This is a genomic window from Janthinobacterium sp. OK676, from assembly GCF_900103595.1.
In the GTDB taxonomy this organism is placed as follows: Bacteria; Pseudomonadota; Gammaproteobacteria; order Burkholderiales; family Burkholderiaceae_D; genus Janthinobacterium.
Genome location: NZ_FNHA01000015.1, coordinates 170,119 through 184,597 on the forward strand (window position 1 = coordinate 170,119; position 14,479 = coordinate 184,597).

The following is a 14,479-nucleotide window of genomic DNA, read 5'->3' on the forward strand; positions in this document are numbered from 1 at the left end:
AAGAAAGGCTGTTTTAGATGGCAATTGTCAAGGAAGTCTACACACGCAAGGTCAGCGGAGAATCGTTCGACTATGAACTCGACTACACCCAGGGCGCGGACGTGGCCTGGATTGCGCGCGTGTACCACGACGGCGTGCTGAAAGGCTCGCCGCACGGCGCGCTGACGGCCAACGTGCTGTCCGGCCCCGCGCTGGAACAGTATCTGCGCGCCTACGTCGAAGGCATGATCGAGCGGGGGCTCGACGTGGCCGAGTAAGCTGTTTGCAGCAGTCAAACAAAAGGGCGCCGTGGCGCCCTTTGTTGTTTCTGGTGGTGGTGTCGGATTACGCGGCTGCGCCGCTAATCCGACCTACGCGCATGCACATGGAGCGTAGGTCGGATTAGCGGGGCAACGCCCCGCGTAATCCGACAACAGTGTTGGCCGCCAATCTAATCAAACGCCCACGTGTACAGCACGTCCAAGGCATTGTTCGTGCCCGTCTGGAATTGCAGGGTGATGCGGCGGTTCAGCTTATAACGCAGCTTGACCAGGCTCGTCGCCGTGCTCGTGCCTTGCTCGAACGTCAGGTAGGCGCGCGAGGATAGCCGTTTGCCGACGGTGACGACCGTGCTTTCCAGCCCCTTCGCCTGCGACAGTCCCACTTCGTCCAGGCCCAGCGAATTGGCCAGCTTGCCTTGCAAGCCGCCGCCGGAGCCGCCGAAGAGGGCGCCGGCCGCCGTCGTCAAGAGGGCCATTTCATCGCCGGCCGCCGTTTCCGCGCCGTGGCCGAGGATCAGCCAGGCCAGCTTGTCGCTGTCCGACACGCTCGGCGTGGACACGAGCTTGGCCGTGGGCGCCTGCGCCGTGCCGCGCACTTCCACGCCCGCCTCCACGTTCGTTTCCGACAAGGCTTCGCCTTCGGGACGCTTGCGCACGGCCAGGATATTCAGGGACGGATTGTCGTAGGCGCCCGTGAAGGCGATCAAGCCCCGTTCGATCGACAGCTTCTGCCCGTAGGCCGCGTACTGGCCGCTGGTGACCTTGATGCTGCCCGTCACGCGCGGCGCGGCGCGGTTGATGACCCTGGCGCGCACATTGCCCGCCAGGTCCGCGTCGATGCCCATGCCGCGCAGGTGGAAGGCGTTGCCCAGGTCGAACTCGAGGTCGATATTCAGGGGTAGTGCAGGCGCGTCCTTGCCGCCCTTGACTTCCTTGCCCAGCACCACGACGTCGCTGCTTTGCGTCGGCGTGTCTTGCGGCGCCAGTTCGATCAGCGCGCGGTTGGCCTTGAACTTGCCCTCGAAGCTGAAGCGCTTGTCGTTGCGCACGAGGGTGCTGTTACCCGACAGGATCAAGGTGCGGTCGGGGCGCGACAGCGCTTGCAGGCGGTCGGCCATCAATTTCAGTTCCAGGCTCGCCTCGCCATTCGCAAAGCGTACCCAGCCATCGGCCTGCACCTTGCCATCGCCGCCGTCAAAGCTCAGGCGCTGCAGTTGCAATTGGTCGCCGGCCAGCTTGGCTTGCAGTACGCCGTTGCGCAATTTCAAGCCCTGGTCGGCCCAGTTCACGAGCAGCTTGCTGCCGTTGATGTCGCCATTCAATTGCGGCGCGCCGATGGTGCCGCTGCCAGCCAGCGCGATTTTCAGGGCGCCGCCCAGTTCCAGGCCCGGCTGGCCCGTCAGCGGCGCCAGCCACGCCAGTGTATCGATATTGGTGGTGCCCGTCAGCGAGAGGGCGCTGTCGTTGCTGATGCGCCCGCCCAGCATTTGCACGGTGGCATTGATGTCGCTCTGGCCCGCGCGCGCACCGTCGAGTTTCACGGCCAGGCGCAATTGCTGGTTGGCCACGTCGATGCGTGCATCGAGGGTGCGCAAGCCCAGCGCCAGCGGCTGTTCCACGCCGACCGTCACGTCGCCTTTTTCTCGGTAGATGTGCAGCATGCCGGCCAAAGACGGGTCTTTCTGTTTGGCCGTCGGCACCTGCATGTCGAGCGACCATTGCGCGCCCAGGGTCAGGTCGCTGCGCGCATTGGCTTGCAGCGCGGGGACCACTTGCGCCAGATACGTCAGCGCCACGCCGGCCGCCTGGCCGGAACTGGTCCAGCGGGGACCGTTCTTGACGAGGCTTTGCATGGTGATGCTGCCCGCCGGCAGCTTGATGACGGTATTGCCCACACTGATCTGCTCGGGCTGGCCCAGGCCCGCCACGCCGCTGCCGGCAGGACCGGCCACTTTCACGGGCACGGGCGCTTGCAGCACGAGCGCATAGCGGCCCTTGTTTTGCAGGCTGTCGATGGTGCCCGTCCAGCTGGCGCCGCTCTGGCTGCCGCGCACTTGCACGGTGGCGTCGAAATCGTCATTGCGCGCCGCCAGGCTCACCGTATGGCTGCCGCGCGTGCCCGTCGTGCCCAGGCGGGCGCTGGCCAGTTTGAAGGTGGGCGTGCTGTAGCCCGTGATCTCCAGGCTGCTGACCATGGGGTCGAGCGTGCCCTGGCCGGCGCCCACGCTGGCGCTGCCTTTGACGGCTTTCAATTGCTGGTCGCCAAAGAAGGTCAAGTCCTTGCCATCCAGGGTCAGCTGCGCGGCGGGCGCGTCCATCTTGCCCGAGACGGAACCGGCCGCATGCAGCACGCCGGCAAAGCGGGGGCCCAGGGTCGACAGTTGCGGCGCATCGAGTTTCCACGTCAGCTGGTCCGTGGCGCCACCGAGCGCGCCCTTTGCCAGCAGGCTGTTCGGCCCCAGGCGCAATTCCGTATCCACGCTGTCGATGCGTTTCGCGTTGGCCGACAGCTTGGCGTAGCCGGCCAGCGGCGCGTTTTGCAAGGTCGATTCGCTCAGGGCAAGGTTCAGGGCCACTTGCCAGTCGCTCGTCAGGCGACCGCTGCCGTTGAAATCCGCATTGACGTTGCCGTTGGGCAGCGATGCGCCAAACGCGGCCGGGTTGATCTTTTGCAGGGACCCCGTCATTTTCAATTCCGCTTGCTGCTTCGGCCCCGTCAAACCCACTTCACCGCTGGCGTGGATGGCGCTGTCCGGCGCGGGACGCTTGCCGCTGGTCAGGCCCAGGCCCTTCGCATCGGCAACAAAGCTCGTGCGCGGCTGCTGCATGGTGCCCTGCACCACGCCGCTGGCCAGTACCGTGCCCAGCAAGTCGCCTTGCAAGGCGGAAAGTTGCCTTGCATCGACGTTCCAGTTCAGCTTTTCGCCGGCGCCGCCGAAGTTGCCCTTGGCCGTCACGTTGTTCTTGCCCAGCGCCAGTTGCACGTCGATGCCGCTGAAATGGGCCGCGTCGGCCGTCAGCTTGCCCTTGCCGGACAAGGGCTGGTCGAGCAGCTTGCTGGGGCGCACGGTGAAGTCCGCATTCGCCAGCCACTGGGGTGCCACGTGGCCATACGCGCGCACGTCGAGATTCAGGTCGGCCACGGGGAAGGCGCCGAAGTCGGCGGGATTGAGACGGCTGGTGCTGGCCACGGCCTTGAACGGTTGCTCGTCCTTCAGGCTGATCTGGCCCGTCGCATTGACGCTGCTTTTGCCCGCTTGCAAGGTCGCCTTGCGCAATTGCACGAGCGAGTCGGCCAGGGTCGCTTCCACGTCCAGGCGCAGCTTGGCTTCGCCGAGCTTGGCGCGCAGCGTTTGCGTCTTGCCATCGCTGTCGAGCACGATGTCGCCGACGATCTTGGTGCTGTTGATGCTGCTGTATATGTGCTGCAAGTCGATCTTGTCGGTATGCAAGGTCAGTTGCGCATTGCCGATGGGCGCGTCGGCCGCGTCACGGTTGAGCTTGCCGCTACCCGTGAATTTGCCCGCATTGCCGAAATCGATGATGGCCGATTCGAGCGTCGTGGCCGTCAGGGTGCCGCCCAGGCGCGCCTCGAACTGGCGCAGCGGCAGCTTTTGCTGGTCGATGGGACCAGGCGTGGCATGGTTGAGGATGGCCAGCTTGCCCGACACGGTTTGCGCGTTGGGGCGCGTGTCGATGGCGGCGTCGAGTTCCAGGCTCAGGTCCGCCTGCGGCAAGGTGGCGTCGAACTTGCCCGGATTGATGTTGCGACCTTGGATGCTGGCCGAGCGCAGGATGATGACGGGATCAAACGGCGCCAGTGCCAGCCGGGCATCGGCCGTGGCCGCGCCCGCGCTGCCCTTGGCCGTCACGTTCAGCACGTTCAAGTCGCCGCCCAGCTGCAAGGCGAGGGCTGCGGGCTTTTCGCCGGCGGCGGCGGTGAGCTGCGTCAAGCCGGCCTTGCCCGACAGTTTGAATGGCTGCGTGGCGGCTATCGTCGCGCTGGCCGTCGCCTGGCCGAACGGCGTCACGCCCGACGCGTCTTCCAGTTGCCATTGCGACTTGTCGCCCGACAAGGTGAAATGGATTTTTTCAAACACCGTGTTGCCGCCCGGGCTAACCAGGGTCACCTTGTCCAGGCGCGCGTCGGCAATGCCGATCTTGAACGGCGGGGCCAGGCTGGCGGGCATGGTCGACGGTTCCTCGGACGGCGCCGTGCTTTCCACGGACAGGCTGGCCACGTGCAGTTCGCTGATGGCGATGCCTTCCGAGAAGAACTGGAACGGCGACCAGTTGATGTCGATATTGTCGGCCGTGATGTGCTGCGTCTTGCTGCGGTAGCTGACGTGGCCCAGGTGCATGCGCTTGTACAGCGAGCCGGACACGCCCGACACTTCGATCTCGCCGCCGCTGGCGCTGGCCACTTTTTGCACCAGCATCTGCAAGGTCGATTCGCGGCCCAGGAACCAGAAGGCGCCGCCCAACAGTACGGCCAGGCTGGCGACGGCGATCAGGAGGTAGCGTAACCAGCGGCGCGGTTTTTTCGCCGGCGGTGGCGGTGCGGCGTCGTGGGACTCGGTAGTAATATCGGACATCAGAAAGTGAATCCCAGAGAGAAGTGCAAACGGTAGGCGTGGACGGCGTGGCCATACGCCACGTCGACATTGATGGGGCCGACGGGACTCTTGTAGCGCCCGCCCAGGCCATAGCCCGATTTCGGCGTCATGGCCGCTTTCACGGTGTCGGCCGCGTTACCGGCGTCATAGAAGGCGGCGACGGCCCACTTCGGCTTGAACCAGTACTGGTATTCGGCGCTGCCGGTGAGCATGTAGCGCCCGCCGACGGTGGCTTCGCCTTCCTTCACGCCCAGTTCCTGGTAGGCATAGCCGCGCACGGACTGGTCGCCACCCGCGCGGAACAGGTAGACGGCCGGCACGCCGCGCTTTTCCTTCGAGCCCAGCGCGCCCATTTCGCCGCGCACGATCAGCTCGCCTTTTTCACCGAGCGGACGGTAATACACGGCCTTGCCGGCCACGCGCACGAAGCGTTCGTCCGTCAGCAGGGGCAGCAGGGCGCCGCCCACCTGGGCATTGATGACGTAGCCCTTGGTGGGGAACAGCAGGCTGTCAAGGCTGCGCTTGGTGATGGCATAGGTCAGCGGCAAGCTCTTGCTGCGCGTCTGTTCCAGGCCCACGACGGTCTTGTTTTCGCTGAGGAACTCGAACGTCAGGCTGCGCTCGAGGTTGGTGCCGCCCCAGTTGCGCTTGGCCGAAATCGTGGTGACGGCCGTGATTTCGTTGGAAATATCGCTGCGCTCGAACGAGGCGCCCGCGCTGTCGTTGTAGCCGCGCTCGGTCGTTGGAAAGTAGAAATTGGCGTGCGCCGCCTGTTTCTTCGTTTCCATCGTGAGGGCGCTCTTGAAGCGAGTGCCCCACACGTTCAGGTTGTCATAGTTGAGCTGGGCGCGGTTACCCGTATTCGTACTGAAACCGAGACCGGCACTGACGTTCTGCTGCTTGTTTTCCGTCACGCGCACGACCAGCGGCAGCTGCGGCGCGGGGCCGCGGTTGGCGGGCTTGGCCTCGGGCGCGGCGCCGGCGGCCTCGGCTTGCTGGTTTTCCTGGCCCGCTTCGATCTGCTCGTTGAGGATGCTGCTCATGTCGGCGCTCACTTCCACGCTGGCAAAGTAGCCCGTGTCCTGCAGGCGCGCCTGGAACGATTGCAGCGCCGATTCGCTGTAATAGTCGCCGGGACGGATCTTGTCGAGGTTGCGGATGATGCTGGCGTCGTAGCGTTTCAAGCCTTCGATGCGCAGCTCGCCGAAGCGCAGTTCGGGGCCGCTGTCGAGCACCACCAGCAGGGAGACCTTGTGCGTTTCCGGGTCGACCACGGCTTGCGTGTCGACCAGCTGGGCGCGCGGGTAGCGCGTCTGCACCACTTCGCGCAGCAGCGCGCGCTTGGCCGCTTCCCAGTCGGACTGGCGAAACACGCTGCCCGTCTTCAGGGCCCAACTGCGCTTCAGCGCTTCCGTATCGTAGGGCTCGCTGGCGGCCAGCGGCGGCGTGGGATCGAAGCCGCGCAATTCCAGCTCGACCTTGTCGATGGTCGCGGGCGGGCCCGGGTCGACGTCGACGATGACGACGGGTCTGGCGCCCGTCGTATCGACGCGCACCGTGACGACGGGCGTGTAGTAGCCGGCCGTGGCGATGAGGTTTTTGGCCTCCTCGGGCGTAGCGCGCACGAGGCGCCGCAATTGCTCGCGGTCCATGCGCGGGTTGCCGCGGAAGCGTTCCAGGTCCAGGTTTTTTTCAAGCAACTCATCGAGGTCGCCGGGTGCGTTGACCTTGACCTCGTACTGCAGCGGGGTGGGCGCCGCTTCGGTGGTGCTGGCGCTCTCTGGAGCAGCATCTTGCGTGGCCTCCTGTGCGGCGGCATGGGCGGCAGGAAACGGCAAGATGGCACCGCCGGCGGCCGCCAGTGTCAGTTGCCCCATTACTTTTGCCACTACTTGTGCCAAAATTCGTGGTCGTATCGCCTTGCCGGCAGCCGTATGCCGTATGGGTCGTGCAGAAAACATGGTGCTCCAGATAAGTAAATGCTGACTGCATGTTACCGGAATAGGTAAACTGATGGCGGACGAATAAGTATTTTTTGCGCAGGGAATCATGTTTCCCCGCGCGCTTGGACAGAATAAAACTGAAAAGAAAGAATTTATGTTAGCAACGGACTCCGCACTGGTGCTCTTTAGCGGTGGACAAGATTCCACCACCTGCCTGGCCTGGGCCCTCAAGCACTATAGCCGCGTCGAAACCATCGGCTTTGACTATGGCCAGCGCCACGCGATCGAACTGACCGTGCGTCCCGGCGTACTGGAACAGATGCGCCAGCAGTCGCCCGAGTGGGACAGCCGCCTGGGCCAGGACCACATGATCGACCTGTCGCTCATTTCCGCCATTTCCGATACGGCCATGACGCAGAACGTCGAGATCGTCATGCAGGAAAACGGCTTGCCGAACACCTTCGTGCCTGGACGTAATTTGCTGTTCATGACGGTGGCCGCCACCGTGGCCTACCGCCGCGGTTTGACGGTGCTGGTGGGCGGCATGTGCGAGACGGATTTTTCAGGCTACCCGGATTGCCGCGACGACACGATGAAGGCGCTGCAAGTGGCCCTGAACCTGGGCATGGACACGCGCTTGAAACTGGAAACGCCGCTGATGTGGCTGGACAAGGCGCAAAGCTGGGACCTGGCGGAAGACCTGGGCGGCCAGCCGCTGGTCGACCTGATCCGCAGCGGCACGCATACCTGCTACCTGGGCGAGCGGGGTGAATTGCACGACTGGGGCTATGGCTGCGGCACTTGCCCCGCCTGCGCCCTGCGCGCGAATGGCTACCAGCAATACGCTGCGAGAAAAGCGGCAAAGCTGGCTGTCAAGTAAGCAGGTTGCGCCGTTTCTTCAAGCGGCGCGGCGGGGAGGCCAGCCATGCTGTGGTTTTTGCCACAGGAGCGTCTTGCCATGAAATCCCTCTTTGCCGCGCTGTACGGCCCCGTGTTCTGGGCCGGCTTCATCGGCGCCGCCGCTTGCCTGATCGCGGCGTGCGACCATTCTCTGTGGGTCTTGCCGCCCTTGCTGCTGCTGGCCCTGCTCACTTCCTTTCTTGCCGAACGTTATCTGCCGTACGACGGCGCGTGGAACGACGGTCACGGCGACGGCTGGCGCGACAGCCTGCATGCGCTCGTCAATGAAGCGCTCTACCTGCTGGGACTGGCTGCTTTTCCCCTGCTGGCCGGACACCTGGCGCTGGGGCCGTTCTGGCCGGGCCTGCTGCCATTCTGGGCGCAACTGCTGCTGGCCATCGTCATCGCCGACTGCGGCATCACCCTCGTGCATTATTTGAGCCACCGCTATTATTTTCTGTGGAAACTGCATGCCGTGCACCACAGCGTGCGGCGCCTGTACGGTTTCAACGGCTGGATGAAACATCCGCTGCATCTGCTGCTGGAAGCGGCGGGCGGCATGCTGCCCTTGCTGCTGCTCGGCGTACCGGAGAAGGTCATGGCCGTGCTGGCGTTTGCCGTGGCGATCCAGCTGTTGCTGCAGCACGCGAATGTCGACATGCGCATGGGGCCGCTGCGCCACGTGTTTGCCTGGGCGCCCTTGCACCGCTTTCATCACATGAAGTACGGCACGGCCGGCGACGTGAATTTCGGCCTGTTCTTTACGTGCTGGGACCGCTTGCTGGGCACGGCGTTTGAGGCGCCCGGCTACCGCATGCGGGGCGAAGACCTGGGCATCGGCAGCCGTCCCGACTACCCGCTTTCGTATGGGGCGCAGTTAATGGAGCCGTTCCGCGCGGAAGAGGGCGTGCGCGCGCCCGAGCTGCCGGCCGGCTTGCGGCAGGCGCTCAACCGTGCCATCAATCGAGCAGCTTGACGTCGAGCTGGCGCAAGCTGCGGTCGGCGCGCACGCCGAACAGGCTGCGCATGGTGCGCGAGAAATGCGCGGCATCGGCAAAGCCGGCGCCGTGAGCCGCCTGCGTCAGGGTACTGCCGAGCAAGATGAAACGGATGGCCAGGCGCAAGCGGCGCCACAGCACCAGCCGTCGCACGGGCAAGCCCAGCTGGGCACTGAACAGGCGTTCCAGCTGGCTCAGCGACAAATGCGCGGCCTCGGCCACGGCCGCCGCGCTGACCTTGCCCGACAGCAGCGCATCGACCTTGTCCAGCGCCCGCCGCAAGCGGGCATCGGGCAAGTGTACGCGCGGCTGCGCCTGCAGCGCGGCGGCCAGGCTATCGAGGCTGGGTGTGCCTGCGCTGGCGGCCGCCGCCAGCAGGGCCGCGCCGCCCAGGCGCTGCGGCTCCGCATAGATGGTCAGCATGGGCGCCGGCGCGGCCACGATGGCGTGCGGACGCAGGCTGTCGACCAGCAGATGCCGCACCGTGTGGACGATGCCGTCGAGTTTGGCCATGAAGGGCGCGCCCGTGCTCAGCATCAGCTGGTGCGCATAATGGGCGTGACTGTCCGTGGCGCCCGCTGCGCCATGCAAGATGGCAAAGTCCGGCGCCAGCCATAGTGTTCCCTGCCAGCTATCGTGCTGCAAACGCGGCTCCCTGATGATGGATTGCGGGGCGATCATACCAGCGTCGGACGATGGTTTTCATGGCATCGAATTTTCCTGGAGTACACGTCGTTGCACTCACGAAATATATGCTTTTTTTAATGCAATATTCAGCATTGCAAGGGCGCCTGCTGTAACGTACTATCATTCACATCGACTACCGATGGTAATCGTACAGCCCGCTGCCAGCCATGTTGCTGGGCGTGTAGCGGTTGGATGTCAGTTCTGTCTGTCAGCCTGTCATGCCTACAAGCGCGTCTTCGTCGTGGTTTGCCCGGCCAGTGTCGCACTGGGTGGGACCGCGCGTGCTGGCCGCGCTGGTGCTGGCGCTGTGCCTGGGATTGACGTATGGCGCCTGGCGCAATGCCCACGACGCCAGCGAACAGCAGGTGCGGGCCGATTTCGATTTCCGCGTGCGCGAACTGGTGGGCAACATCGCCGGCCGCATGCAGACCTACATCCAGGTGCTGCACGGGGTGCAGGGACTGTATGCCAGTTCGCAGGAAGTCACGCGCCGCGAATTCCACGCCTATCTGGCGGTGCAGCAGGTGGACCGCCACTTTCCCGGCATCCACGGCATCGGCTACCTGCCGCTGGTACCCGGCGCGGCCCTGGCGCGGCACGAGGCCAGCGTGCGCGCGGACGGTTATCCCGGCTATGCCGTGCGTCCGGCCGGCCAGCGCGCCTGGCACGCGCCCATTACCTATCTGGAGCCTTTAAGCGAGAGCAACCTGCTGGCCTTCGGCTATGACATCTGGTCCGAACCCGTGCGCCGCGCCGCGCTCGAGCAGGCGCGCGACACGGGGCAAGCCGCCATGACGGGCAAGATCCACCTCGTGCAAGATGGCGGCAGCGCCCAGGCGCATGGCTTCCTCGTCTTGCTGCCCGTGTATGACAACGTCTTGCTGCATGGTACCGTGGCGCAGCGGCGCGCCGCCCTGCGCGCCTGGGTGTTTGCGCCGTTCCGCATGGGCGACCTGATGGCGGGCGTGGGCGGCGAGAGCGCGTACCAGCTGGACCTGGAAATCTATGATGGCGCGCAAATGGCCGAGGTGGCCCTGATGTACGACAGCTTGCCTGGCGGCATGTCGTCCGCCGCGTCGGACAGCCTGGTGTCGCTGCAAGTGATTACCATCGCCGGCCGCCCCTGGACCTTGCGCGTGCGCGCCATGCCGGGCTTCGATGGCGAACTGCTGGCGCGGCCGCGCCTGGTGGCCTGGACGGGCTTGCTGGCCAGCATCGTGCTGGCGCTGGCGGCCTGGCTGCTGGCGGCGGGCCGTGCCCGCGCCCAGGCGGCGCTGGCGCGCTCGAGCGAGCTGACCGGCCAGCTCGAGCAGGGGCAAGCGAGCGTGCTGGCGATGGCCGAGGCGGCGCAGCGCAGCCAGGCCATGCTGCGCAGCATCCTCGATTCGACCATCGACGGTATTCTGGTCGACAACGTCGATGGCCGCATCTTCACGTCGAACCGGCGCTTCCGCGACCTGTGGCAAGTGCCTGACGCGCTCGACTGGCAAGCCGATGGCGCGGCGCTCGTGCGCCATGTGGAAAGCCAGCTGGAGCAGGCGGCGCCTTTCCTCGGGGCACGCGCCCACGCGCCGCACGGCCACCGCGAGCGGCGCGACGTGCTGCACCTGCGCGATGGGCGGGTGGTCGAGCAATACGTGCGCAGCATGCAGCTGGGTAATGAACAGGCGCGCTTGTGGACCTTCCGCGATATCAGCGAGCGCAGCCAGATGGAGCGGCGCGAACACACGCGGCGGCAAGTGCTGGAAATGCTGGCCACGGGCGCGCCGCTGGAACGGGTGCTGGAAAGCGTGGTGCTGAGCGTGCAGGCCGACCATCCCGCCATGCTGTGCAGCATCTTGCTGCTCGATGAAAGCCGCCACCGCCTGGTGCTGGGCGCGGCGCCCAGCTTGCCCGCGTTTTTCAACCTGTCCAGCCATGGCCATGACCTCGACACCTTGCAGGGCGTGCACGGCATCGCCGCGCAAGCCGTGCGCGACGGCCAGCGCGTGATCGTGGGCGACCTGCATGCCGGTGCGCAGGAAACGATGGAACTGGCATACCGGGCCCAGCTGCAATCGTGCTGGGCCGAGCCCGTGCGTGGCGGCTCGGGCAAGCTGCTGGGCGTGCTGATGGCGTATCACCGCCAGCCGACCTTGCCGGGCGCGGCGCATCTGGCGCGGCTGAGCGAGGCGGCCCACCTGGCCGGCATGGCCATCGAACAGGCGCAGGTGGCGCTGGCCCTGCGCGCCGGCGAAGCGCGTTTCCGCAGCCTGTACGACCATGCGCCTGTGGCCCTGTGGGAACAGGACTGGTCGGCCGTGCGCGCCGCGCTCGATGCCCTTGAGCAAGCGGGCGTGCGCGACTTGGGCGCCCACTTCCAGGCCAATCCGGACGCGCTGCAGAAGCTGGCCGGGCTGGTGCGCATCATCGATGCGAATGGCGCCGCGCTGGCGCAGGTGCGCGCCAACGAGGATGACCAGCGCCGCGGCGCCTTGAGCCTGGCGCAGAATTTCGACGACAGCGCCTTGCCCCGTTTCGGCGATGCGCTGCTGGCGCTGGCGGGCGGCGCCCACCTGTTCGAGTGCGAAAGCAGCTTCGTGCGTCTCGATGGCGCGGCGCGGCAAAATGAATTGAGCCTGCTGGTGATGCCCGGCCATGCGGACAGCCTCGATTTCGTCATGGTGTCTTCGCTCGATATTACCGAGCGCAAGCGCATGAACGCGGAACTGCTGCAACTGGCCACCACGGATTTCCTGACCGGCTTGCCGAACCGGCGCCACTTCATGGCGTCGCTGGAAAACGAGCATGCCCGCTTGCAGCGCGAACTGGCCAGCTCCGCCAGCGTGCTGATGCTCGACATCGATCACTTCAAGCGCGTCAACGACGAGTATGGCCACGCCGTGGGCGATGCCGTGCTGCGCCACCTGGGCGCGCTGATGTGCCAGGCGCTGCGCAAGGTCGACGTGCCGGGGCGCGTGGGCGGCGAGGAATTCGCCATCTTGTTGCCGGGGACGGATCTGAGCGCCGCCGCCGTGTTTGCCGAGCGCTTGCGCCGGCGCGTGGCGGAAAGCTCGCTGACCACCGATGGCGGCACGGTGATCACCATCACGGTAAGCATCGGCATGGCCGCCATGGCGGGCACCGATGCCGATTGCGACGCCGTGCTGGCGCGCGCCGACGAGGCGCTGTACCGGGCCAAGCGGGGCGGGCGCAACCGCATCGAACAGAATGATGGCGGCGGCGACGGCGTGCTCAGCAAGTTCATGGCCCAGTGATTACAGGCTGTGCTGACGCGCTTGCGTCTGCTTGCGGTTGCGGCTGACGATCAGCCAGATGATGGCCACGGGTATCAGCAGCGGCAGCAGCACGGGCGTGCTCAGCGCGAGCGCCAGCACGACGCACAGGGCCACCACGGCAATCAGCACGACACCCACGCCGGCCAGCACCACGCCCGCCACGACGGCGGCGCACACGACGGCAATGGCCGCGACCAGCAAGCCGCCGCCGGCAAACACGAGACCGAACAGCCACTCGAGCGGACCGTCGACATCGTCGCCGTTGAACTGCATGTGCATGTCGCTGCCGGCTATCTTGTCGAGGAACAGGCAGGCCAGCATGACGATGAGGACGAAGGTGAGCAGTTTTTTCATGGTAAGCCTCGCAGTGTGGGGATCGGGTGTTGCATGGTCACACTGTAGGGGCGCGCCCGGCTTGCCGCCAGCGGCGTGCGACAGGCCGTCATTTTTGCGGTATGGAAGGCGCCGGGGACCACGCTGATGGATAACAAGATTTCTTTTCTTGTAATGTGCGCAAGCCGTCCTATACTGAATACCTCACTCTCGCAAGGAGGGCAACATGCTTTTGTTTGCAGATACCGGGGATCAATCGCTATCCTCTCTCGACCATCAAATCACGCGCCAGCGTAGCGCCACGCAGTCCTGCGCCGAGCCCGTCGGTGCGCCATCGGCGATACCGCCGATCATCATCAACCCCTTCAATTACCATGCGCCGCTGCCGGCCATCGACCCGCGCTGGGTACCGCCCGGTCCGCCGCTGACCTGGCCCAACCGGCCTGCCATGTCCATGTGCTGACGGCTGCCTTGGCGGCAGGCCGGCTGGTACCGTATGACGTGCCGTTTCGCTGTCGGCGATGCGGCACGGGCGGGCGTTTTCGACTATCATGCTAGCCCCGACCTTCCATCACGAGCACCGCCATGAGTACCGATTTCCCCGACTTTTCCGACGAAGCAGCCGAGCAGGACAATGACGCCCCGATCCAGGAGCCGCGCCTGTGGGTAGGCAATGGCTGGACGGCGAGGGTGATCAAGAACGAGGAAGATGAAGGCTGGGCCGTGGCCATGATCAAGGATGGTGAACCGGAGCCGGCGCTGGTGGGTCCGTGGACCATGGGCCGCGACAAGAAAAACCCGAAGCCGCTCGACGTCAACGCCTTCAACACCCTGGTCAAGACGGCCTCGGAAGTGCTGCGCCGCCATGAGCAGCAGCTGCATGCGCAATTGCACAAGAACCTGTTCGTTGCCACCGACGAGGGGCAGATCAAGGTGATGTTCGACATCGTCCCCGACGAAGACCACCCGTACGCGGAACTGAGCGCCTACGACGCCGACGGCGAACAGATCGCCAAGGTGCGCACCTCGGCCGCGTTCAAGTTCAATGCGACGTCCGCCGCGAACTGGATCGAGGGCGGCTACCGCCGCCCGTAATCCGGCGCCACCAGAGCCAACAATGTGTCGGATTACGCGCTTGCGCGCTAATCCGACCTTGTATTATTCCCTTCATGCCGTTCGTGATATTGCGAACGGTATCGACCGCTGTCAAAATCTTGGTAGGCATATCAAGACCGGGTAACTGGATGCCGTATCCGCCCTTAGGCTCCGAGCCAGTTTCGTAGATCTCGCACCAGTTACCCATCCTCAATGTCAAGATCGGACAGTATCTTTGGCACCGGCATGCCGGTTAGCCCGCATTCACAAGGTAGATCGCAAGAGGAGCACAGCATGTTTAATCTGGGAATCGACGTTGCCAAGGCAAAGCTCGACTGCGCGCTGCGCCTGCCCAATGGCAAGCATCGT

Annotated in this window: 10 protein-coding genes; 6 read left to right on the forward strand and 4 right to left on the reverse strand. The window is 65.2% G+C overall.

All coding sequences use genetic code 11. The features are described from left to right. Positions 1-17 precede the first annotated feature (17 nt). Positions 18-257 carry a hypothetical protein gene (locus BLU39_RS25535; protein ID WP_034753464.1) on the forward strand — a complete coding sequence of 80 codons (240 nt, stop codon included), beginning with the start codon at positions 18-20 and terminating at the stop codon, positions 255-257. Between the two features lie 173 nt (positions 258-430). Here the strand turns inward: BLU39_RS25535 and BLU39_RS25540 are convergent, their stop codons facing one another. Further along, positions 431-4,855 carry a translocation/assembly module TamB domain-containing protein gene (locus BLU39_RS25540; RefSeq protein ID WP_092718551.1) on the reverse strand — a complete coding sequence of 1,475 codons (4,425 nt, stop codon included), beginning with the start codon at positions 4,853-4,855 and terminating at the stop codon, positions 431-433. Beyond that, the gene (locus BLU39_RS25545; RefSeq protein ID WP_092718554.1) at positions 4,855-6,753 is read right to left on the reverse strand and encodes an autotransporter assembly complex protein TamA; all 1,899 of its coding nucleotides are present in this window, start codon (positions 6,751-6,753) and stop codon (positions 4,855-4,857) included. Before BLU39_RS25545 ends, BLU39_RS25540 begins: the two co-directional genes overlap by 1 nt. Before the next feature lie 220 nt (positions 6,754-6,973). Between BLU39_RS25545 and queC the strand changes: the two genes are divergently transcribed. Both queC and BLU39_RS25555 read left to right on the forward strand, forming a co-directional pair. Beyond that, positions 6,974-7,699 carry a 7-cyano-7-deazaguanine synthase QueC gene (gene queC / locus BLU39_RS25550; protein ID WP_092718557.1) on the forward strand — a complete coding sequence of 242 codons (726 nt, stop codon included), beginning with the start codon at positions 6,974-6,976 and terminating at the stop codon, positions 7,697-7,699. Positions 7,700-7,777: 78 nt separating this feature from the next. Further along, on the forward strand, positions 7,778-8,695 hold the full coding sequence (locus tag BLU39_RS25555; RefSeq protein WP_092718559.1) for a sterol desaturase family protein: 918 nt from the start codon (positions 7,778-7,780) through the stop codon (positions 8,693-8,695). Here the strand turns inward: BLU39_RS25555 and BLU39_RS25560 are convergent. Continuing rightward, a complete protein-coding gene (locus BLU39_RS25560; RefSeq protein WP_092718562.1) occupies positions 8,679-9,398 on the reverse strand; it encodes a helix-turn-helix domain-containing protein in 720 nt (239 codons plus the stop codon). The two genes, BLU39_RS25555 and BLU39_RS25560, sit on opposite strands and share 17 nt — an antisense overlap. A gap of 224 nt (positions 9,399-9,622) precedes the next feature. On the opposite strand from BLU39_RS25560, the gene BLU39_RS25565 reads away from it, so the two are divergent. Continuing rightward, entirely contained in the window at positions 9,623-12,661 is a 3,039-nt protein-coding gene (locus BLU39_RS25565; RefSeq protein WP_254789066.1) for a sensor domain-containing diguanylate cyclase, read from the forward strand. Here the strand turns inward: BLU39_RS25565 and BLU39_RS25570 are convergent, their stop codons facing one another. After that, complete coding sequence (locus tag BLU39_RS25570; protein WP_092718565.1) at positions 12,662-13,036, reverse strand: hypothetical protein; 375 nt, start codon at positions 13,034-13,036, stop codon at positions 12,662-12,664. Positions 13,037-13,241: 205 nt separating this feature from the next. Between BLU39_RS25570 and BLU39_RS28410 the strand changes: the two genes are divergently transcribed. Together BLU39_RS28410 and BLU39_RS25575 are read left to right on the forward strand one after the other, a co-directional pair. Continuing rightward, positions 13,242-13,478 (forward strand): hypothetical protein, encoded by a 237-nt coding sequence (locus tag BLU39_RS28410; protein ID WP_139178484.1) that lies wholly within the window; start codon positions 13,242-13,244, stop codon positions 13,476-13,478. A gap of 122 nt (positions 13,479-13,600) precedes the next feature. Then, positions 13,601-14,110 (forward strand): hypothetical protein, encoded by a 510-nt coding sequence (locus BLU39_RS25575; RefSeq protein WP_077399117.1) that lies wholly within the window; start codon positions 13,601-13,603, stop codon positions 14,108-14,110. Positions 14,111-14,479: the final 369 nt, after the last annotated feature.